The sequence below is a fragment of the Thalassococcus lentus genome (assembly GCF_028023555.1).
Classification (GTDB): domain Bacteria; phylum Pseudomonadota; class Alphaproteobacteria; order Rhodobacterales; family Rhodobacteraceae; genus Thalassococcus_A; species Thalassococcus_A lentus.
Genome location: NZ_JAQIOY010000003.1, coordinates 1 through 20,800, shown reverse-complemented (window position 1 = coordinate 20,800; position 20,800 = coordinate 1). Strand labels below are relative to the sequence as shown.

The following is a 20,800-nucleotide window of genomic DNA, read 5'->3' as shown; positions in this document are numbered from 1 at the left end:
CACGAAAAAAGCGCGCGATGTAACTCGCGCGCTTTTGGTTATCCAGCCATTACAAGAGCCGGGCTATTTTTGTAGCGCAGGCTCCGTATCCTGATCTGGGAAGACACCCGGGCTTGTCGGCAAACCGTCGTCGAACTGGCTCAGGTAGTCCAGCATCATCGGCCGGTTGTCGATAAAGCCTTTGTAGGTAGCCAATTCATCCGGCAAGTCGCGAACGACGCGGTGCAAACGGCGCCCCCATTTCGGCATCGTGACGAGATCCTGGAACGAAATCAGGTAGCACCGAATGGGAAAGACCAGAGCATTTGAACGCGGCAGTCGGAAAAACGTCTGCAACTCCACCCGCAAGTGTTGCTTGGACCCGATATTTTCCGGTGTCAGCGTCGTCTTCTGAATGCCCCACTTGTGATAGTTTTCCGGGCTGGTGTCCAAAAGCGGATTAACCGTCATTGTCCAGTTCAAACGGCGCGCCGGCGCCCCTTGCTGGATATTCAGCAGGAATTTAAGCGCGCGTTTGAAGATGCCCATTTCATGAGCCAACGGAACAGGCGCATGCCATTCGAAGAAGTTCATGCCAATGTCGAAATCAAGGGACCAGTCCGCCTGGGTCGTGACCATCCCAGCATCCATCCAAAGCATTTCGTCACGCTGGTCCAATACACAGAAATCGCCCTGCGCCTGCCGGGTAATGTATTCCATCGGCCCATAGGGCAGCGTGGTTTCGTCCAGAAAGGTGAACGTGTCATCGATTCCCAGCGGTTTATTGATCCACCGCCATGTGTTGCCATCGCGATGCAGTTCAAACAGGTCCGGGTAGTCCTCGGACTTGCTGACCATGATCAATTCCAGCAGGTCCCACCCGGCCAGCGTCATGTGCGGCAAGGATTGGCAACGCAGCGGGTCATCGGCCAAAACCATCGCCCGGTCGCGCATCTCGGACACATAGTGTTCGTCCACATCGAACCGCTTTTCATAGACGGAACCTTCAGGGCCGCCTCGGTGCTGCTCCATGTTGACCGAATACATGTAGCTGTCTTCGTGGAACGGGAATGGGAACCGTTTGATAGCCCAATCAGAGTTGTGGAACGAATAGTCGTCGCGGAAGGTCTCGTTGTTGAACTGAATGGTCATCTGTCAAGCTCCAGAGATTTGCCAACAAAACGGCTGACACATGGCATGATTTTCTTTCCGCTGGCGTGCTGTTCATCGTCCAGCCAGTGATCCCGATGGATAAATTCACCATCGGATGAAACAACGTCGGTTTCGCATTGGCCACAGGCCCCGCCACGACACAGGAACGGGGCATCCACGCCTTCTCGCTCCAATGCCTCGAGCAAGCTTTCGTTTTCACCAACCTGAATCGTCTTGTCGGATTTGCACAGCCGAACCTCAAAGGGCTTGCCAGGCTGTGGCGCTGTGAATTCTTCGGAATGCACCTGCGCATCTGGCCAGCCAGCAGCCGAGGCGGTTGCATGCACCCAATCGATCATTCCCTTGGGCCCGCAGACGTAGGCATTTGTTCCAAGAGGTTGCCCATCCAGCAGGTCCTCAAGCGGGATGCTTTGCGATTGATCGTCGTAATAGACATGTACTTTGTTCGGGAATTTATAGCGCAGCTCGTCCACATAGGTGCCCAGCGTTTCGGTGCGGACCGAATAGTGAAGTTCCCAATTGCCGTTCATGCGCTCAAGTTGAGCAATCATCGACATGAAAGGCGTGATACCAATCCCACCCGCAAAAAACAGGTGCTTGCGGGCGCGCAAATCCAGCGAAAAAAGGTTCACTGGATAGGTAATCGTCATCTGGTCGCCGACCTTGACCCGGGTGTGCATGAACAGAGATCCACCCCTGCCCTGATCATCCCGACGGACAGAGATCGCATAGAACGATGTATCTGATGGATCGGACATCAATGAATAGGGGTTCAGGCGAGTCCGGCCGTCGTCGTCCATGGTCACAACGGTATGTGCACCACCTGAAAACGTCGGCAAAGGCTGGCCATCGGTGCGCGAAAACTCGAACCGGGTCACCAGATCGTTGAGGGGCACCACGGCGCTTACTGTCACCGCAATCTGCTCTGCGCCGGACTTTGCTTTTTGAGGGGCAGCGCTCATTTGTACAGCTCCACTGGTTCCGGGATATTTCCATGATCTTCCGCGTCAACACGGACACCCTGATAGGCAGCCAGACGCCGCGAATAATGATCCCGCACGAACAGATGCAATCCGCAATGCGCGCATTGGAACGGGTCATGCATAACGTCTTCGGTGATGCCTTTGCAGTGAACGCATTGCATCCGCCGCGCAACCGATCCGCGATGCTCTGTCTGAATTGCTGTATGCGGAATACCGGCCTGCATAGCCTCGTTCTGGGCTTGCCCCATCAATCCTTCGGTGCCTGCCAGATATACCTGAGTGCCCTGATGCGCGTTCGCCAAGACGTGACGCAGACGCTGAACCGAAGCCTCATATGAGGGGCCTTCGTAGTACTGCGCCGGGTTCAGTGCTTGCAGCTTATCGCTGTAGGCGGTGCCCTTGGGAATAAAGATGATGTGGGCCTTGGCCATCAGATCCGCATCCTGAGCGGCAAGATCCAAAAGCGCCTCGGCACCTTCAGCATCGGCTATCATCAAATGCGATTTTCCGGGACGCGGCTCAAGCGTGCCATAGACTGGTCTGCTCTTGATGCTTTCCGGGAATTGAAACTTTGACATCGCTGGGGTCTTTCGTGGCTCGTTGCTTCACCGAAAATGAAGAAAGGGCGCGCTGCCATCCAGCGCACCCCTTGTTTGCGTATCAGCCTTTCGCGGTGCGGATCGACTTGTCTTTGTCGTAGAACGGCATCTCTTCCGCAGTTGCTGCCAGTTCAGTGCCGTCTGGCTGAACCACCGTCAGCTTGGTTCCCGCGACAGCGACCTCAGGCGACAGACGCGCGATCGCGACGGAATAGCCGTTCAGTTCGGATGACAGACCATACGTGATGACACCCACGTCCTTGCCTTCGTGATGAACGCGCGCGAACATTTCCATCTGCTCCATGCCACCGGAAAGCTGAACACCGAAGATCTTGAAGCGCTCTTTGCCCTTCATGGCATAATGGTTTTCGGAACCAACGAACCCGATCTTGTCCGGCGAAACTGTAAAGTCGAGGCCCAGTTCCCAAAGCGTATCGCCACAGGGCGAGCCGTCTTCGAATGGGAACGTCTCGGAGTTATCGCCGGGATAGAACAGCAGGTAGCTTTCAATCCGCAGCATATCCAACGTGCTGAACTGCGTCGGACGAACGCCTTCTGCAGCGCCTTTTTCCAGAATGTTGTCCCAGATGTGCACAGCATCCTTGGCCCGGCAGAAAATCTCGTAGCCACGCTCACCGGTGTAGCCTGTGCGCGAAATCATCACGTCGCGACCGTAAAGGCGGGTTTGGATGATTCCGAAATAGGCCAGATCCCGGATGCTCGGAATGTCCTTTGCAAGGATATCAACCGCCTTAGGACCCTGCAGCGACATATCGTGCAAATCATCATCAAACAGGATTTCGCAGTTCTTGCCCGCCGCGGCGGCTGCCAGTTGCTCCATGCCCGTACCCGTGCCATGCACCACCAGCCAGGAATTGACCGCAATGTGATAGATGATGCAGTCATCTACAAAGTACCCGCGATCGTTGAGGAAGCAGGCATAGGTCGACCGGCCCGGTGCAATCTTTTCGACGTTCCGCGTGGTCGCACGATCGATCACATAGGCGGCGTCAGGTCCGACGACGTGAACTTTTTTCAGACCCGAAACATCCATGAGACCCGCTTTGGTCCGGATCGCTTCGTAGTCGGCTTTGGCACGTTCTGGTGTGTCATCATAGAACCAGGCAGTTCCCATGCCGTTCCAATCCTCCAGCTCACCGCCGATTTCGGCATGGCGCTGCGCCAGTGCGGACGTTCTCCAAAGAATAGCCATAACGGCCCCCCTGTTTTCGTTCTTTTGCGTGTTTTGGTTGCGGTTATTCAGACCGATAGGGCGTCAAAAATCAATACTGGCGTGCAGATTTTTTTCCTGACAGGCAAATTATTGATGTTTGGTGCCGCAAAGACTGGCCGAATTCAGAAAAGGGCCGCATGGTCGCGGCCCTTTTCCAGTTCTTCGTGAACTTACTTGTGCTTCGAGTACTTCGAAGATTCGGCCTTTTGACCCATCGCCAAGGCGACGATGCAGATCAGGATACCGATCAAGGCGAATATCCCGGGTGCCGAACCGCCTGCGCCCATGAAGATCGGTCCAGAGACGTCAGTCCAGGTACCGCCATTATCGAATGGAAAACCCATTTTACTCTCTCCTTATTGAGCTGCAGGTGCCGAAGCCGGAATGCCTTCGGGATAGGCCTGTGCGGGAACCTTAACGGTATCCAGACCGGCAATTTCAGCGGCTTCCGGAACACGCAGCATCCCTGCCATCTTCAAGACGAGCGAAGATACGTAGCCTGTCACCAACCCGATCGCGACGAACACGACGGATCCGACCAACTGGCCCATGAAGGAAACAGTCGCTGCCCCTTCGCCCAGACCGGCTGGGTAACCCGATGCGAAAACGCCGAGCAACAGCACACCGTAGATACCGATCGTGCCGTGGACTGTGACAGCGCCAACCGCATCGTCGATTCCCATCCGCTCGAGAACGCCCGCTGCTGGCTTCAGCAGGACACCGGCGCTAAAGGCGATGATGAAGGCAAGTGCCGGATAGTAGATATCCAATCCGGATGCGCAGGAAATGATACCGGCCAAAGCACCCGACATCATCCAGAACGGATCGCGGGTCATGACCCATGCACCGATGATTCCGCCAGCGACGGACATCAGAATGTTGAATGCCAGAGCACCCAGGTTGGTCGGTGTGCCGTAAATGGTTGTGTAGTTTGCACCCCAGGACCAAGCTTCACCACCGACAACCAGACAGGCCATCAGGAAGCCCCAGAAGCCAACAATGATCAGCATCAGACCAGTCGCTGTGAATGGCATGTTGTGGCCGGGCAGATCATTGGCGCTGCCATCCGCGTTGAATTTACCAATGCGTGGTCCAAGATTGATCAATACGCCAAGCGCGAAGAACGCTGCGACCGCATGAACAAGTCCAGCCGCGCCGAAGTCATGAAGACCCCACTGGGTGACCATCCAGCCATCCGCGTGCCAGCCCCATGCCGCAGCCAGCGTCCAGCTGAACCCGCCAAGGATGATCGCAAGAATGACAAACCCGACGGTCTGAATGCGCTCGATCACGGCACCGGACATAATCGAAGCCGTTGTCGCAGCGAACAGCGTGAATGCGCCCCAGAAGACGCCGTCGATCTGATCTTCGGTGTTCGGACCCATGTAGGCTGAGCTTTCGCCCCATGCCAAAGCAATGGACCCAGCATAGCCTGCGCCAGAAATCCCGTTGGGCCCTTCAGAAAGCGTAAAGCCTGTTGGAAACGCCCAGTAGACCCACCACCCGAAGAAGTAGAAAGCCGGGATGACAAAGGCGAACGCCAAAATGTTTTTCACACCTGAGGACAGAGCGTTCTTTGCCCGGGAAGCGCCCATCTCGTACGCCAAGAACCCAGCATGAATGATGATCATCAGGGGAATGGTTAGATAATAATATGCCTCGGCAAACATAGTGTTCGTCATGTTTCCCTTGGCTTCCATCGCCGCCACTTGGGCAGCAAGTTCAGCAAGTTGTTCTTCCACGTTTCCCTCCGTGTTGCAGTTTTTTCGCGCCCGGTTGTCGTTCGTGTGCACAAGACGCCCGTCGCAACTGAAACAGAAGAAGTCCGATCTGACTAGAATTTTTTGCCTTAGGTGAAAAAAATATTCCTCGTGGTTGTCGAACGACTAAAAATGGTGCTAGCGTCAAAAAATCAGTTGAACACGGAGAACACGCCAATGTGCGGCATTGTTGGACTATTCCTAAAAGATAAATCGCTGGAGCCGCAGCTGGGTAACATGCTTACCGACATGCTTATTACCATGACTGATCGTGGTCCGGACAGCGCCGGCATCGCCATCTATGGTGATGATTCGGATAACTCTATGAAGTTCACGGTTCAGTCCGATACGCCCGAATCGGACTTCGAAACTCTTGCGAAAGATCTGGGCGACGCACTGGGACAAACTGTGCAAGTGGAGGTCAACTCGACCCACGCTGTGCTGATTGTGCCTGCAAAAGAGGCAGATTCGATCCGCGCGACACTTGCCAGCATTCGGCCAAACGTTCGCGTCATGAGTCGTGGTCAGACCTTGGAGATCTACAAGGAAGTGGGTCTTCCCAAGGACGTCGCCGCCCGGTTCGGGCTGAGCGGCATGCACGGCACCCATGGAATCGGCCACACACGTATGGCAACGGAATCCGCCGTCACAACAATGGGCGCGCATCCATTCAACACCGGTGACGACCAATGCCTGGTGCACAATGGATCCCTTTCGAACCACAACTCATTGCGCCGCAAACTGCGCCGTGAGGGCATTCATATCGAAACCGAAAACGACACCGAGGTCGGCGCAGCCTATCTGACTTGGAAAATGCGCGAAGGCGCGTCGTTGGGTGAAGCACTGGAAAGCGCACTGGACGATCTCGACGGCTTTTTCACCTTTGTGGTGGGCACCAAGGACGGCTTTGGCGTGGTCCGAGACCCGATTGCCTGCAAACCAGCAGTTATGGCGGAAACGGATCAGTATGTTGCCTTCGGTTCCGAATACCGCGCTCTCGTGAACTTGCCGGGTATCGAGGATGCACGCGTCTGGGAACCTGAACCTGCAACCGTCTATTTCTGGAGCCACGATTCGGCCCCAACAACGAAAGAAAAGGCTGCCTGACATGCAGACACTCGATCTTCAGGAAATTGGCCTGCGTGAGGTCAATGCAACCCTGCACGCTCAAGCGGAAAATACCAATCAGACCGCTTGGGAAATTGTGAACCCCAAAGGCGCGCACGCGATCGCCTGTGGACTCGATGCGCCGATCGAAGTCACCGTGCGCGGATCGACCGGTTACTACTGCGCCGGGATGAACCAGCAGGCGACCGTAAACATCGCCGGCTCGGCGGGTCCGGGCACCGGTGAAAACATCATGTCCGGCAAGATCGTCATCGAAGGCGATGCAAGCCAGTATCTCGGCGCGACGGGCCACGGCGGCATGATTGTCGTGAAAGGCAATGCATCGTCACGCTGCGGGATTTCGATGAAAGGCGTGAATATCGTCGTGCAGGGCAACATCGGACACATGTCTGCGTTCATGGGGCAATCTGGAAATCTCGTGGTTTGCGGCGATGCCGGCGACGCCTTGGGTGATAGTTGCTACGAGGCCCGTTTCTTTGTGCGCGGTTCCGTCAAAAGCCTGGGCGCGGACTGCGTTAAGAAAGAAATGAGACCAGAGCATCTGGAACTGTTGAAATCCCTTCTCGATGAGGCGGGCATCGACGCAGATCCCAGTGAATTCACTCGATATGGCTCGGCTCGGAACCTCTACAATTTCGACGTCGACAATGCTGGCGCATACTAAGGACACCTGACAATGAATTCACACGATTCCAAAGGTATCCCGCATACCACGCCGCGACAGTCGGCGACGTTCACACAGGATGTGAACAGCGACATCCGGCGCGCAGCGGCAACCGGCATCTATGACATCCGCGGGGGCGGTGCGAAGCGCAAGGTTCCATCGTTCGACGATCTGTTGTTCATGGGTGCCTCGATCTCTCGTTACCCACTCGAAGGGTACCGTGAGAAATGCGAAACATCCGTGACCATCGGGGGGCTGCACGCCTCGAACCCGATTGAACTGGACATTCCAATCACCATCGCAGGCATGTCGTTCGGTGCGCTGTCCGGGCCGGCGAAAGAAGCGCTTGGGCGCGGTGCGTCTGCGGCTGGCACGTCAACCACCACAGGCGACGGCGGCATGACACCGGAAGAACGCGGTCACTCCAGCAAGCTGGTCTACCAGTACCTGCCCAGCCGATATGGTATGAACCCGAATGACCTGCGCAAAGCGGACGCGATTGAAATCGTGGTCGGTCAGGGCGCGAAACCCGGCGGCGGTGGCATGCTCCTGGGTCAGAAAATCTCGGACCGGGTCGCTGAAATGCGTAACCTTCCCAAAGGGATCGACCAACGCTCGGCCTGTCGTCATCCCGATTGGACCGGGCCCGACGACCTTGAGATCAAGATCCTCGAGCTGCGCGAAATCACCGGATGGAAGGTGCCGATCTATGTCAAGGTTGCGGGCGCCCGGCCGTACTATGACACCACTCTGGCCGTGAAGGCGGGCGCAGACGCGGTGGTTCTGGATGGCATGCAGGGCGGAACAGCTGCGACTCAGGATGTGTTCATTGAACACGTCGGTCTGCCCACACTGGCAATCGTGCGTCCGGCGGTTCAGGCTCTGCAGGATCTGGGTATGCACCGCAAAGTGCAACTGATCCTGTCCGGCGGCATTCGGTCCGGTGCGGATGTCGCCAAGGCGATGGCGCTTGGCGCGGATGCTGTTGCGATCGGCACGGCTGCCCTGATCGCGCTGGGTGACAACGATCCGAAGTGGGAATCCGAATACAACAAGCTCGGCACGACCGCAGGCGCGTATGACGATTGGCATGAGGGCATGGACCCGGCGGGGATCACCACACAGGACCCCGACCTCATGGCACGCTTTGACCCGATAGAAGGCGGGCGACGCCTGAAGAACTATCTCAAGGTCATGACGCTCGAGGCCCAAACCATTGCCCGAGCCTGCGGCAAAAACCATCTGCATAACCTCGAACCCGAGGATTTGGTCGCCCTGACAATGGAAGCCGCCGCGATGGCGCGCGTGCCGTTGGCCGGGACAGAATGGTACCCCGGCAAACCCGGCACAGGCTACTAACAAAACCAACAGGGCGCGTCCGATTTCGGAACGCGCCCCTTTCAATTCCGACAGACCACAAGACGACAGGGAACATGCTCATGGCAATCGATCTCGCAGAATACGCCAAGAAGAACGGCGTCAAATATTTCATGATTTCATTCACCGACCTTTTTGGCGGACAACGCGCCAAGCTGGTCCCGGCTCAGGCCATCGCGGACATGCAAGAAGACGGAGCTGGCTTTGCTGGCTTCGCCACTTGGCTGGATATGACGCCCGCCCACCCGGACATGCTGGCTGTGCCAGATCCTTCTTCGGTCATCCAGTTGCCGTGGAAGCCAGAAGTTGCTTGGGTCGCTGGCAATTGCGTCATGGAAGACGAAGACGTCGCTCAGGCGCCGCGTAACGTTCTGCGCCGCTTGATTGACGAAGCCGCAGCAGAAGGTCTGCATGTCAAAACCGGTATCGAAGCAGAATACTTTTTGCTGACCCCGGATGGCCGCGAAATCTCGGACGAGTACGACACCGCTGAAAAGCCCTGCTACGACCAGCAGGCGGTGATGCGCCGCTATGACGTGGTGCGTGAAATCTGCGATTACATGCTGGAACTGGGCTGGGGCCCCTACCAGAACGACCACGAGGATGCGAACGGCCAGTTCGAAATGAACTGGGAATTCGATGATGTGTTGAAAACAGCGGACAAACACAGCTTTTTCAAGTTCATGACCAAATCAGTGGCCGAAAAGCACGGCTTCCGCGCCACCTTCATGCCCAAGCCGATCGAAGGACTGACCGGCAATGGCTGCCATGCGCACATCTCGGTTTGGGATGCGCCGGGCGCGGACTCCAAGGTCAATGTTTTCGCTGGCGAAGGCGAAGGCCAGACCGGTGAAGTCGGTCTGTCAGAGCGCGGCAAACATTTCCTTGGCGGGATCATGAAGCACGCGAGTGCGCTGGCTGCGATCACCAATCCGACGGTCAACAGCTACAAGCGCATCAACGCCCCACGCACCATGTCGGGCGCAACATGGGCACCAAACACCGTGACATGGACCGGCAACAACCGGACGCATATGGTGCGAGTTCCCGGCCCCGGCCGGTTCGAGTTGCGCCTGCCCGATGGTGCCGCGAACCCCTACCTGCTGCAGGCGGTCATCATCGCAGCGGGCCTAGACGGTATCCGCACCAAAGCAGACCCCGGCAAGCGTCACGACATCGACATGTACGCCGAAGGTCACAAGGTCCGCGGTGCGCCCAAGCTGCCTTTGAACCTGTTGGATGCTCTGCGTGAGTACGACAAGGATAAGGGTCTCAAGGCCGCGATGGGCGACGAATTCAGTGCGGCCTATCTCAAGATGAAGATGCAGGAATGGAATTCCTACGTCTCGCACTTCTCTGAATGGGAACGTGCGAACACGCTGGACATCTGATCCCATCAGCCTTTTGCAAATGGACAAGCCGCGCCCCCTTGGGCGCGGTTTTTCGTTCACGTGAACCGGTTCGGATCATAGGCTGTCATGTCGAAGTTCGGCGTGTTGCCCGCTATAATTTGCGCAATCAATCGTCCGGTCTTGGGTCCTGCGGTCAGACCCACATGCTGATGACCAAAGCCCGCAAATATACCCGACTGACCAATTTCTCCGATCAAAGGCGTGCTGTCCGCAGGTGTCGGCCGGAAGCCCATCCATTCCTGCGTTCCGCTACAAGTCAGATCCGGGAAAGCGCGGGACACATGTCTTTTGATCATCTCGATCGGTTTCTGGCGGGGCCCGGCATGATGACCCCCCAACTCAACCGTTCCGGCAAAGCGCAGACCCATGTCCATCGCGTTCACGCCGAATTTTCCTTCGGCCATCAGTAATGGATTGCGCGGCACTGCAGAGGGATTTTCATAAATGACATGATAGCCGCGCTCCGCTTCCATCGGCACGGATAAACCGAGCTTTCGCATCAGGTCCTTTGACCAGATCCCAGCTGTCAAAACGGCCGCTTCGCAGTCAATTGAACCGACACTTGTCTGGATCCGTGCGATCCGTCCCTGTTCCAAAGCCATGTCCGTGACCTCAGCCCGGACAAGACGGCCACCCTGCGCTTCGAAATAGCGAGCCAAAGCGGCGACGTAGCCACCCGGATCCGTGATATGCCCTTGCCCTTCGATCATCGCCAGACACTGAATCGACGGGCCCAGAATAGGTTCTTCTTCGCGCACCTCTGCTCCAGTCAGAACCGTCGGCTTTATCCCAGCCTGCCGCTTCAAGTCCCAGCTGTAATGATCGGCTTCGAAAGCGCGCAGGGATGGGTACGCAAATCCACATTTGCTGTCCCGGACCCAGTGTTCCAACGCTGTTCCTCGAACCAGTGATTTGTGCTGTTCGACTGTATCCCCAACCAGCCCGGATATGGCATCCACGATGCGGCGTGTGCCTTTGTCGGTGGCATGGCTGAGAAATTTCAGCATCCAGGGGGCCATCTTGGGCAGGTGCGACCAACGCATGAACAATGGACCATCCGGGTCAACCAAATAGCGTGGCGCTTCACGCCAGAGACTAGGTGAGGTTACCGGAGCGACGGCCCAAGCTGCCAGCAATCCTGAATTCCCAAAGGACGCAGCCTGCCCAGGTGTATCCCTATCCAGTAGCAGGACTTCGCGCCCCAAGCGCTGCAACCAGATTGCGGTTGAAACACCAACGATCCCCGCGCCGATCACAACTGTCGGAAATTGCTGCATTTCAAGGACATCTTTAAGGTTTCCGATACTCCACAAAAGACAGCCCAATCCGGCATCAATCAAGCCTAAAGTCTAGTTTACTGACAGGAAAAAAGATTGACCTACAGGGCGAGTTGGTAGTCCACTGAATCCAATGGATTCGAAGGAGACCCCGTTATGACCAAACGTGTTGCCGTACTAGGAGCCGGACCTTCCGGGCTTGCCCAGCTTCGTGCTTTTCAATCAATCAAGGAAAAGGGCGAAGACATCCCGGAAATCGTTTGCTTTGAAAAGCAATCTGAATGGGGCGGGCTTTGGAACTACACATGGCGTACGGGTCTGGACCAGTACGGTGAACCGGTTCACGGCTCAATGTATCGCTACCTTTGGTCGAACGGTCCAAAAGAAGGTTTGGAGTTTGCCGACTATTCCTTTGAAGAACACTTTGGAAAGCAGATCGCATCATACCCCCCACGCGCGGTTCTCTTTGACTACATCGAAGGCCGTGTGAAAAAGGCTGGTGTGCGCGACTGGATCCGGTTCGAAACCGCCGTCAAAAACGTGAGCTTTGCAGATGGAAAATTCACGGTCACCCTGCGCGACCTGCCCAAGGACGAAATGTACTCCGAGGAATTCGACCACGTGATTTGCTGCACCGGGCATTTCTCGACGCCGAATGTTCCCCAGTTTGACGGCTTTGATAAGTTCCCCGGTCGTGTGCTGCACGCCCATGACTTCCGCGATGCGGTCGAGTTCAAGGATCAGGACATCCTGATTATCGGCACCAGTTACTCTGCCGAAGATATTGGCTCCCAGTGTTGGAAATACGGCTGCAAATCCGTGACCGTGAGCCATCGCACTGCGGCCATGGGCTATGACTGGCCGGACAACTGGCAAGAGGTGCCGCTGCTCACCCATATGGACGGCAAAACGGCGCATTTCAAAGATGGCACTTCGAAAGAGGTGGACGCGGTGATCCTGTGCACCGGGTATCAGCATCACTTCCCCTTCATGGAAAACGATCTGAAATTGGTGACCGCAAACCGTCTGGCCACGGCAATGCTGTACAAGGGCGTGGCTTTTGCGCCAAACCCGGCACTGTTCTACATCGGAATGCAGGACCAGTGGTTCACCTTCAACATGTTCGACGCGCAGGCATGGTGGGCGCGTGACGTGATCATGGGCAAGATCGCACTACCCGATCGTGCTACCATGGACGCCGACATCGCCGACCGCGAAGCGCGCGAAGATGCAGGTGAAGACGACTATGACGCGATCTGGTATCAGGGCGACTACGTCAAGGAGCTGATCGCGGAAACCGACTATCCCAGCTTTGATGTTGAAGGCGCTTGCATGGCTTTCAAGGAATGGAAGGGTCACAAGAAAAAAGGCATCATGACATTCCGCGATAACGGCTACAAATCCGTCATCACCGGTACCATGGCCCCCAAACACCACACGCCATGGAAAGATGCGCTGGACGACAGCCTGGAAGTCTATCTGCAAAACTAATTGGCACCGCCGGAAGAAACGAACCGCGCGATTTGAGCGCGGTTCGTAGGAGTTTGCGAACTAAGACTGGAACGCGCTTTAGCGCCCGTTTTTCAACAGTGTTTCCGCAGCCAGTCTGCCAAAGGCATTCGCCGCCTTGGGGCTTGCCCCTGTAATCAAGCGGCGATCCACATGGCATGAGGCATCCGCTTTGGTGTTGATGATCTGCGCGCCAAGCGCCGTCAGCTTTTCACACACCCACCACGGCATCGGTCCGGGCAGATAGCCGATCACAGGGGTTTGTTTGTCAACCGAATCCGGGAAGACCGTCATCTTGTAACCATCATACAAGAACCCTTCCTGGGTCTTTGCAGCCAACAGAGCGGCTGGGCCGTGACAAAGTGCCAAGGTGAACAGATCCTGTTCATTCGCCCAGTGCAACACCTTGCCAAGGTCGGCATTCTCGGGCAGCCCAAGCATCGCACCATGGCCTCCTGGAATGTAGACAGCGGCGTAGGACACCGCGCCATCCATGTCCTTTGCAACGAAATCAGCCAGACTGCGGGGATTTGCAAAGGCATCTGCATAGTCACGATAGAGTTGTTTTACCGCTGCATCCTCGGCTGGCATCGCCCAGTCTTCGATCGCGACAGGCGCGCCAGTTGGCGTCACAACATCAATTTCAAAACCAGCATTCATGAGATGCAGCATTGGCAGGCCCATTTCGACAGGATGGTTCCCTGTCGAGAATTTCTTGCCGTTGGCCATCGTCATGTTGCGTTCTTCGGTGCAGATCATCAGCACGCGGTTTTGGCTGCCAGTATAGGGCCTAGTGTAAGCCCCACCATCATAGTCTGTTGTCGCGGATGTGCCCAACTTGATTGCGAGTGGGGAGGGGCTGAAAGCCCCGTCTGACGTCGGGGTTGGTGAGGCCCGAAAGAGTGTGCGCAGAATACCCATATCAGTTGACTTCAGTGACGATGGCATCACGGGATTTTCGGACTTTGCCCATGGGGGCCAGCCAATCACCGCTTTCGTCTCGGTAGCCCAGAGGCATCAACACGACTGAGCGCAACCCGCGTTCCTTCAGCCCGAGGATCGTGTCCACGGCATCAGGGTCAAATCCTTCCATCGGCGTGCTGTCTACCTCTTGCTCGGCCGCAGCAACCAGAGCAATGCCAAGCGCGATATAGGCTTGGCGCGCCGCATGGGCGTAGTTCACTTCGGCGTCGCGCGGCAGATAATTGGATTTCAGATTGTCATAGTAGGCGTGCAGCATAGGCAGATCACCCCGTTCCGAGACATTCAGAGCCACGACGTGATCGATCCGTTCTGCCGTGTAGTTGTCCCACGCTGCAAAAACCAACAGGTGAGAACCATCGGTGATCTGCGCCTGATCCCAGGCTACTTTGCGGATTTCCCCCAGAACGTCGGGATTGGTCACGACAAATACTTCGAACGGCTGCGTGCCGCTGGAGGTCGGCGCCATGCGGATCGCATCGACAATGGCATCAACCTTGTCCTGCGGAACTGCTTTGGAGGGGTCCATTTTCTTGGTTGCGTAACGCCAGTTCAGAAGATCATTCAGTGGCTTTGTGGTCATAGGGAAGGTCCTGTTGTCAGCGCCTCGTCAAGGCAGTATACATTTGTAACTTACTATCTATGGGGAACCGAAATCTGCCACAAGAAGGCACATTTCTGACCCTCGGTTACACAAAAGGAACCGCCGTGCTGGATGAACGATGCCCTGACTGCAAACGCATCAACGAGGTGCTTTCGCGTGTTGGCGACCGATGGAGCGTGCTTGTCGTGATTTCACTGGCAGAATACGGGACGCTGCGGTTCAATGAACTCAAGCGCAACCTCGGCATCTCGCAACGGATGCTCAGCCTGACGCTGAAAGAACTGGAGCGTGACGGGCTCGTCAATCGTGTCTATCATCCGACGATCCCGCCAAAGGTTGAGTACAACCTCACCGAAATGGGTCAGTCGTTTCGAGAGCCTGTCAGCACCTTGGGCTATTGGGCATTGGACAACCTGGCAAAGATCGATGCCGCCCGCGAAGCCTATGACGAGGCCAGCGCGAAATAGGCGACCTTTGGCGTATCCGTGGTGGCGCCAAGCAAAGCTGGCAGTATTATTCGCTCATCACACGCAGAAAGATCAGTGTCTCCTGACGGGCGCCTTTGTCTTTGATCGACAGACTGAAGGATCGCCCATTTATGGTGGTCGTCAGTTGCTCAAAGCTGTCGGGATGGTTGACCGATCCTGTATCACGGATCACCGGACCGTCTGTGCATTGGGTTAAACCGTCGACCAAATCGGAAAACGCAACCTGCGCAACCTGCGCGCGGTAGTCAAACGGCCAATGGCAATCGCGCGATTGGCCGCCACCCAGCTGCCGCGACGTGGTGCAGATCGCCGTGGCCCCATACAATTCAAAAGCCGCATCACCTGCCGCAAAGGCGTGAAACTTGGCACAATTGTCCGCCCAAGCCGGAAATCCGGCGCAGGCACAAAGCAGCACAAAAGCCCTTGTTCCATTCATTGCGCCGCCAGCTGCTGCCCCTCCAATATCTGAAACGGTGTGGGCGGGGTCTTCTTCGAAACCCAATAGAAAGTGTCGCCAAATTCCATGACGAACCAGCCTTCCCATTCGGCGTCGCGTGGCCAGATGCTCTGGTATTCCTGTGCCGCATCATCAACACGCCATTCCCCTCGGGTCGATCGCGCGCCTTCCTGGGCGTAGATCGTCACACCATCAGCCCCAAAGAACTGTCGGTACTTGGCCCCTTCCCAACGGCCTACCGCCGTATTCCCCGTTAGCAGGTCACGGATTTCGGCCCCTGTCAGTTTGACGGCCTGTGCGTCTGCCTGAGACGACCAAACGCCAAGAACCAAGCTGGCTGCGATCATTGCGTGTTTCATGGGGTTTCTCCTACGCGCCAATCAGGCAGATCATTTACCAACATCAGCGCCGCACGGCGGACCGTTCTGCGCAGGTTCTCAACAGGCTGGCCAATGTGACCACAATCCTGCAAGGCCTGATCCCACATGGCCAGCCACATTTCTGCATCAACCTCACGGATGGGAACATGTGCGTGGATCTCGCGCAGATCCATATGGCCATGTCGTTCACGATAATATGCACGGCCGCCCATGAACCCCGACATGAATTCTATCTGGGCTTCGCGCGTGTGATCCACGCCATGTCCGCGAAAATGCAATCGCTGCAAGTCGCGCGCTTCCGGCCTTGTTTCGACCAGATCATAAAAGCGGGTGACCAGACGCCGAAGCGCTGGTTCACCGCCGATTTGCTCGATCAGGGCCTCGTGCCTGGGCCGGCTCATGATCTAGGTTTGGTTTTGCCCGGATCATAGGCCGCCAGATCGGCGCGTACAGTTGCAGGCAACCTTTTTTGATGGCCATCCAGTTTCCCGATCTCGACTTCGGTTCCGGCCTCGGCATGGGCCACATCGATGCGGGCCATGGCGATGTTCCGCCCAAGCAACGGAGAACGCATGGATGAACAGATTTCTCCGACCTGTGCGCGGCCGATGTGCACACAATCGCCGTGTCCAACGTCAACATTCGACCCTATGTCCAAACCGACCAGCTTGCGCATCGGGTGCTCTTTGCGGCGGATCAGAGCATCTCGGCCGATAAAGTCATCCGTTTTCGATTTGAGCGGGCAAGTGAACCCGATCCCGGCTTCGAACGGGTCGGTCTGATCGCTGAAGTCATAGCCGGCAAAGATCAGTCCTGCTTCGATCCGAACCATGTCGAGCGCTTCCAGTCCCATGGGTGCAAGACCATGTCCATCACCGGCAGACCAAACCGCATCAAATACCGCGCTGGCGTGTTTCGGGTGGCAGAAAATCTCGTAGCCCAGTTCACCCGTGTATCCCGTACGGCTGATAACAATCGGGGTTCCGTCGTGGTCGCCGATCCGGGCCGGGGTAAAGCGGAACCATGCCAGATCATCAAAATCTGGATGATGCGGTGCGGTCCATACCATCTTACGCAGGATGTCACGGCTCTCCGGGCCCTGAACAGCGATGTTGTGCTGCATGTCTGTGGATGATCGAACCAGAACCTTCAGGCCCAGTTTTTCGGCCTGCTCGCGGATCCACTCACCGCCATAGTCGGAGCCGCCGATCCAGCGGAAATTATCCTTGCCCAGGCGGAACACCGTGCCATCGTCGATCATGCCCCCGTGTTCGTAGCACATAGCCGAATACACCACGCCACCGATGGGCAGAGTCTTCATGTTTCTGGTAAAGATATACTGACACAGCGCCTCGGAATCCGGTCCGGTTATTTCGAACTTCCGAAGTGGCGACAAATCCAGCACCACCGCTTTTTCGCGGCAGGCGTGGTATTCCTGAATCGGGCCTTCGGTCGACATGCAATTGGCCAACCAATAACCGTTGTATTCGATGAAGTTGTCGGTGAACCGGTCAAATCGGTCATGGAACCCGGTTTGTTTTGTCATTTTTGGCTCCGCATCAGGGGTTGGCCGGTAGGCCACAGATCGTTGAAAGGTTTCCTTGCCGCTGTAGGTGCGCACATGGATGTCGGTTGGGTTCCAGCCATTGGCCGGGCTGGTGTCATCGGGACAGGCCGATGAAACACAGACCAAATCGGTCAGTGCACGCAACAACACGTAGTCACCGGGTCGGGACCACGGCTCATCGGAGTACATGACCCCGTGTTCATCCAGTCCAGTGTTGAAAAAGAAGTTGATCGCCATCCAACCCGCGCGAGGTGTCACGCCATGTTGGGCAAGTGCGCCGTTGAAGTTGTCCGAGCAATTGATGTGTCCCGGATAGCCAATGTCGTCATAGTACTTAGCGGCGCAAGCCAACGCGAAAGCATCGTGCCGACCGCAAGTATCCTGAATGACCTCGAGAAGCGGGACCATGTCCTGATCGTAGTATTTCGCGTGCAGGCCCGGCATTGGATAGGCGTGCTCCATCAGGGTTCGCGTCGTGGTCACGTCCAGCGCGTGTTCGATCCCCTTGTCCAGCTTGCGCGCATCAAAGCACTGAAAATCGGTACACTGGCGACCATCAACGTCCAGCACCTGAATGTAGTCCCCTGCTTTGACAAAATAGGACTGCGCTGTCTGCGAATGAACGCGGATGTCCGCCACCGGATCTGCAAGCGGGTCAGGCAATTCGAAACGTGCCGTTTGCTTGATCACGGCGCGTCGAACGTAAATCGTAAGAGGCGTTGCCGTGTCCTGAGCCTCGAAGTCCATGATCCCGCTGGAGTTGGGATGCGGCGCCGCCACGATCACAACGCCATCCCGCTGCGCCTGAAATTCGGCCTTATCACCCGCGGGAGAGGCGGCGCCAAATACCGTGATCGCTTTGCATTGAGCGAGATCGATGGAACGCGCTTCCAGACCCAGCCGCAAGGACCGCAGGCTTTGATCCGATCCGTCCAGCAAGGCCATCAGTCCGACCGGCACTTCCGCGCCCGCAGTCGCCAGAAGCGCCGGATCGCTCACACCGTCGGGGCCACAGGCCACGATCTCGCAGGGCTGCCCACCTTCCGTATTGATCACTTCAATGCGGTCGCCCGTTTCGACTCGCAACAGGATTGCGCCACACCCTTCGACAACATAGCGTTCGGTTCCCGGCGGCATTGAAAAAACGGCGGGTTCATAGATGGCGCTGGGTTTTGGCGGACCCGGTGTCACCTTAGGGTACAGATCATCCAGCACGTTGAACCTCCATTTCAAATTTCCGAAGGCAGGCCCTCAAAAATTTGCATCTGTGGAATAAAAGTTTAATCATGAGAATATCACCTCTGAGCCCTCTTGCAAGCATCGGAAGCCCTTCATGACACCATCTTGCGCATTTCAAGTGCCGGTTCACAAATGACGGCATTGGGTTTGGGTCTGATCGCGGCGCTCTGCTGGGGTCTGCATGACATCACGATTCGGTTTCTCAGTCGATCCGCGCCCATGATGGCCTGTTTGTTCTGGGTCTTGCTGGTCGGCGCACTGTTTCAGTTCGGCGCATCCATCGCATCCGGAACCCAACTGGAAATGGACGGACGCGCGGTCTGGCTTTCAATCGGATCCGGGATCGCTTTCTTGCTGGCCAGTGTCGGCCTATATTTTTCATTTGCACGCGGCCCCGTGCGCCTGGTTACGCCAATCGTTGCGTGCTTTTCGGTCATCTCGGTGGGTTTCGCGATCCTTGAGGGCAATACCCCGGCATGGGATCAGGGAAGCGCTGTGCTGATACTGTTGCTGGGCATTGCCATCGTGGCGTTTTCGGCGCCAGCAGACACTCAGACCTATCCAGCAATCGGACCGACAATCGCCCTTGCCGCGATGGCGGCCTTTGGGTTCGCCTGCACATTCAAATTGGGGCAAATGGCATCTCAAAGCGCTGATGAGCTTGTCTCGACCCTACTGGCCCGGATAACGGCAACCGGATTGCTCTTTGCCGTTCTGATTGCACGAGGGCTTTCGATCAACCCCGGGCGCGCTGCCGTGATACCGCTTCTGGCAATGGCCGCTCTGGACAGCATTGCAATCTACTCAGTGATTGCGGCGGCGCCGCTGCCCAATCCGGAATATGCGGCCGTGGCCAGTTCCACCTTTGGGTTGCTGACAATTGTCCTCGCGTGGATCCTTCTCGGAGAATCCCTGAGCAAACTGCAAAGCTTTGGATGTCTGCTGACCTTTGGCGCCGTCGGTTATCTGGCGCTCTAGGTCAGCCAGCCCGACGCGATTTGGCGTTGGTGCGCGATGGTGGCATTTCGCATCAGAATGGCAACAGTCACAGGCCCGACGCCGCCCGGAACTGGTGTAATCCAACCGGCCACTTCCTTGACGGCCTCTGTATCCACGTCGCCCAGAATGCCATCAGGGGTCTGATTGATCCCGATGTCGATGACCACGGCTCCGGGCTTGATCATGTCCGGGCCCAACAGATGCGCCTTGCCAACCGCCACCACGACAACATCCGCCCGACGCGAGTGCATCGCCACAGAGCGCGTCATGTGATGGCATACCGTGACTGTCGCGCCCTCTGCCATCAACATCATCGCCACCGGCTTTCCGACGATCTCGGAATGACCGACCATGACGACTTCCAGCCCCTCCATGTTCAATCCTGTTTCACGGATCAGCTCGACAGCAGCAGCAGCCGTGCATGGCGCGAGGGCTACATCATTGTAAATGATATTGCCGATTGAAGCAGGGTTCATGCCTTCAACGTCTTTCAAAGGATGAATAGCGGATTGGAGTGATCTAAGGTTAATATGATCCGGAACCGGCCTTTGCAGAATGACCCCCAAAATGCTGGGGTCATCGTTCATCTCCTGAAGGCGCGCCTTGCATTCCTCTTGGGTGACATCACTGCCCCAAAATTCCTGATCGAAGGGCAGTTTCAACTGGTGGGCCACACGCGCCTGATTTCGCACATAGACAGCGACTTCTGCCACTTCCCCGATGGAAATAGACACCAATTTGCCGATGGACGATTGCGAAGCGATGTATTGCGCCGCTTCATCCAGAATGCGCTGACGGACAGCGGCACCTCTGAGCAGCCTGGGATCGTTGTCCTTGGCCATTATGCCGTTAGACCTTTTGGTTCATTTAATTTGTTTGCTCTGCAGCATGCGGTGAGAGTGTTTGCGAGCAGGCATGCGATTGTCATGGGGCCGACGCCGCCCGGGACGGGGGTAATGGCTTTGGCGACTTCGCGGGCCTCGGCGTAGT

Annotated in this window: 21 protein-coding genes and 1 pseudogene; 7 read left to right on the top strand and 15 right to left on the bottom strand. The window is 56.5% G+C overall.

Translation table 11 applies throughout. The features are described from left to right. Window positions 1-63: 63 nt before the first annotated feature. From PFY00_RS09140 to PFY00_RS09115, 6 genes are all read right to left on the bottom strand, one after another. Window positions 64-1,131, bottom strand: coding sequence for a heme-dependent oxidative N-demethylase family protein (locus PFY00_RS09140; protein ID WP_271432253.1), 1,068 nt, complete (start codon window positions 1,129-1,131; stop codon window positions 64-66). Continuing rightward, window positions 1,128-2,114 (bottom strand): PDR/VanB family oxidoreductase, encoded by a 987-nt coding sequence (locus PFY00_RS09135; protein ID WP_271432252.1) that lies wholly within the window; start codon window positions 2,112-2,114, stop codon window positions 1,128-1,130. Before PFY00_RS09135 ends, PFY00_RS09140 begins: the two co-directional genes overlap by 4 nt. Next, window positions 2,111-2,713 (bottom strand): dimethylamine monooxygenase subunit DmmA, encoded by a 603-nt coding sequence (gene dmmA / locus PFY00_RS09130; RefSeq protein ID WP_271432251.1) that lies wholly within the window; start codon window positions 2,711-2,713, stop codon window positions 2,111-2,113. The genes PFY00_RS09135 and dmmA overlap by 4 nt, the downstream gene beginning before the upstream one ends. Before the next feature lie 82 nt (window positions 2,714-2,795). Continuing rightward, the gene (locus PFY00_RS09125; protein ID WP_271432250.1) at window positions 2,796-3,947 is read right to left on the bottom strand and encodes an aminomethyltransferase family protein; all 1,152 of its coding nucleotides are present in this window, start codon (window positions 3,945-3,947) and stop codon (window positions 2,796-2,798) included. A 191-nt stretch (window positions 3,948-4,138) separates the two neighbouring features. Further along, window positions 4,139-4,312 (bottom strand): hypothetical protein, encoded by a 174-nt coding sequence (locus PFY00_RS09120; RefSeq protein WP_271432249.1) that lies wholly within the window; start codon window positions 4,310-4,312, stop codon window positions 4,139-4,141. A gap of 12 nt (window positions 4,313-4,324) precedes the next feature. Beyond that, window positions 4,325-5,710 carry an ammonium transporter gene (locus tag PFY00_RS09115; protein ID WP_271432248.1) on the bottom strand — a complete coding sequence of 462 codons (1,386 nt, stop codon included), beginning with the start codon at window positions 5,708-5,710 and terminating at the stop codon, window positions 4,325-4,327. 195 nt (window positions 5,711-5,905) lie between these two features. On the opposite strand from PFY00_RS09115, the gene PFY00_RS09110 reads away from it, so the two are divergent. The 4 genes from PFY00_RS09110 to glnT all read left to right on the top strand — a co-directional run bounded on the left by PFY00_RS09110 (window position 5,906) and on the right by glnT (window position 10,288). Next, a complete protein-coding gene (locus PFY00_RS09110) occupies window positions 5,906-6,835 on the top strand; it encodes a class II glutamine amidotransferase (RefSeq protein ID WP_271432247.1) in 930 nt (309 codons plus the stop codon). Between the two features lies 1 nt (window position 6,836). Beyond that, window positions 6,837-7,520, top strand: coding sequence for a GltB/FmdC/FwdC-like GXGXG domain-containing protein (locus PFY00_RS09105; RefSeq protein WP_271432246.1), 684 nt, complete (start codon window positions 6,837-6,839; stop codon window positions 7,518-7,520). A gap of 12 nt (window positions 7,521-7,532) precedes the next feature. After that, window positions 7,533-8,879, top strand: a complete 1,347-nt coding sequence (locus PFY00_RS09100) for an FMN-binding glutamate synthase family protein (RefSeq protein WP_271432245.1) — start codon at window positions 7,533-7,535, stop codon at window positions 8,877-8,879. 80 nt (window positions 8,880-8,959) lie between these two features. Then, a complete protein-coding gene (gene glnT, locus PFY00_RS09095) occupies window positions 8,960-10,288 on the top strand; it encodes a type III glutamate--ammonia ligase (protein WP_271432244.1) in 1,329 nt (442 codons plus the stop codon). 56 nt (window positions 10,289-10,344) lie between these two features. Here glnT and PFY00_RS09090 read toward each other — a convergent pair whose 3' ends face one another. Next, window positions 10,345-11,586, bottom strand: coding sequence for an NAD(P)/FAD-dependent oxidoreductase (locus PFY00_RS09090; protein ID WP_271432243.1), 1,242 nt, complete (start codon window positions 11,584-11,586; stop codon window positions 10,345-10,347). Between the two features lie 156 nt (window positions 11,587-11,742). On the opposite strand from PFY00_RS09090, the gene PFY00_RS09085 reads away from it, so the two are divergent. Further along, window positions 11,743-13,077: an NAD(P)-binding domain-containing protein gene (locus tag PFY00_RS09085; protein WP_271432242.1), complete on the top strand. Its 1,335-nt coding sequence runs from the start codon at window positions 11,743-11,745 to the stop codon at window positions 13,075-13,077. A 78-nt stretch (window positions 13,078-13,155) separates the two neighbouring features. Here PFY00_RS09085 and hchA read toward each other — a convergent pair whose 3' ends face one another. Further along, entirely contained in the window at window positions 13,156-14,016 is an 861-nt protein-coding gene (gene hchA, locus PFY00_RS09080) for a glyoxalase III HchA (protein ID WP_271432241.1), read from the bottom strand. A gap of 1 nt (window position 14,017) precedes the next feature. After that, complete coding sequence (locus PFY00_RS09075; protein WP_271432240.1) at window positions 14,018-14,659, bottom strand: NAD(P)H-dependent oxidoreductase; 642 nt, start codon at window positions 14,657-14,659, stop codon at window positions 14,018-14,020. 59 nt (window positions 14,660-14,718) lie between these two features. Between PFY00_RS09075 and PFY00_RS09070 the strand changes: the two genes are divergently transcribed. After that, a complete protein-coding gene (locus PFY00_RS09070) occupies window positions 14,719-15,147 on the top strand; it encodes a winged helix-turn-helix transcriptional regulator (RefSeq protein WP_271432239.1) in 429 nt (142 codons plus the stop codon). Window positions 15,148-15,193: 46 nt separating this feature from the next. Here the strand turns inward: PFY00_RS09070 and PFY00_RS09065 are convergent, their stop codons facing one another. The 4 genes from PFY00_RS09065 to tdm are packed head-to-tail and all read right to left on the bottom strand — an operon-like array spanning window position 15,194 to window position 18,787. Further along, window positions 15,194-15,604: a hypothetical protein gene (locus PFY00_RS09065; protein WP_271432238.1), complete on the bottom strand. Its 411-nt coding sequence runs from the start codon at window positions 15,602-15,604 to the stop codon at window positions 15,194-15,196. After that, window positions 15,601-15,984 carry a hypothetical protein gene (locus PFY00_RS09060; protein WP_271432237.1) on the bottom strand — a complete coding sequence of 128 codons (384 nt, stop codon included), beginning with the start codon at window positions 15,982-15,984 and terminating at the stop codon, window positions 15,601-15,603. The genes PFY00_RS09065 and PFY00_RS09060 overlap by 4 nt, the downstream gene beginning before the upstream one ends. Next, window positions 15,981-16,406 carry a globin domain-containing protein gene (locus PFY00_RS09055; RefSeq protein WP_271432236.1) on the bottom strand — a complete coding sequence of 142 codons (426 nt, stop codon included), beginning with the start codon at window positions 16,404-16,406 and terminating at the stop codon, window positions 15,981-15,983. Before PFY00_RS09055 ends, PFY00_RS09060 begins: the two co-directional genes overlap by 4 nt. Continuing rightward, window positions 16,403-18,787, bottom strand: a complete 2,385-nt coding sequence (gene tdm, locus PFY00_RS09050) for a trimethylamine-oxide aldolase Tdm (RefSeq protein ID WP_271432235.1) — start codon at window positions 18,785-18,787, stop codon at window positions 16,403-16,405. The genes PFY00_RS09055 and tdm overlap by 4 nt, the downstream gene beginning before the upstream one ends. A gap of 156 nt (window positions 18,788-18,943) precedes the next feature. Between tdm and PFY00_RS09045 the strand changes: the two genes are divergently transcribed. Then, window positions 18,944-19,789, top strand: coding sequence for a DMT family transporter (locus PFY00_RS09045; RefSeq protein WP_271432234.1), 846 nt, complete (start codon window positions 18,944-18,946; stop codon window positions 19,787-19,789). On the opposite strand, the gene PFY00_RS09040 is transcribed toward PFY00_RS09045, so the two are convergent. Together PFY00_RS09040 and PFY00_RS09035 are read right to left on the bottom strand one after the other, a co-directional pair. Then, on the bottom strand, window positions 19,786-20,652 hold the full coding sequence (locus PFY00_RS09040) for a bifunctional 5,10-methylenetetrahydrofolate dehydrogenase/5,10-methenyltetrahydrofolate cyclohydrolase (protein ID WP_271432233.1): 867 nt from the start codon (window positions 20,650-20,652) through the stop codon (window positions 19,786-19,788). The genes PFY00_RS09045 and PFY00_RS09040 overlap by 4 nt on opposite strands. Continuing rightward, window positions 20,652-20,800 (bottom strand): annotated as a pseudogene (locus tag PFY00_RS09035) (bifunctional methylenetetrahydrofolate dehydrogenase/methenyltetrahydrofolate cyclohydrolase); the annotation flags it as partial. The pseudogene PFY00_RS09035 and the gene PFY00_RS09040, both read right to left, overlap by 1 nt.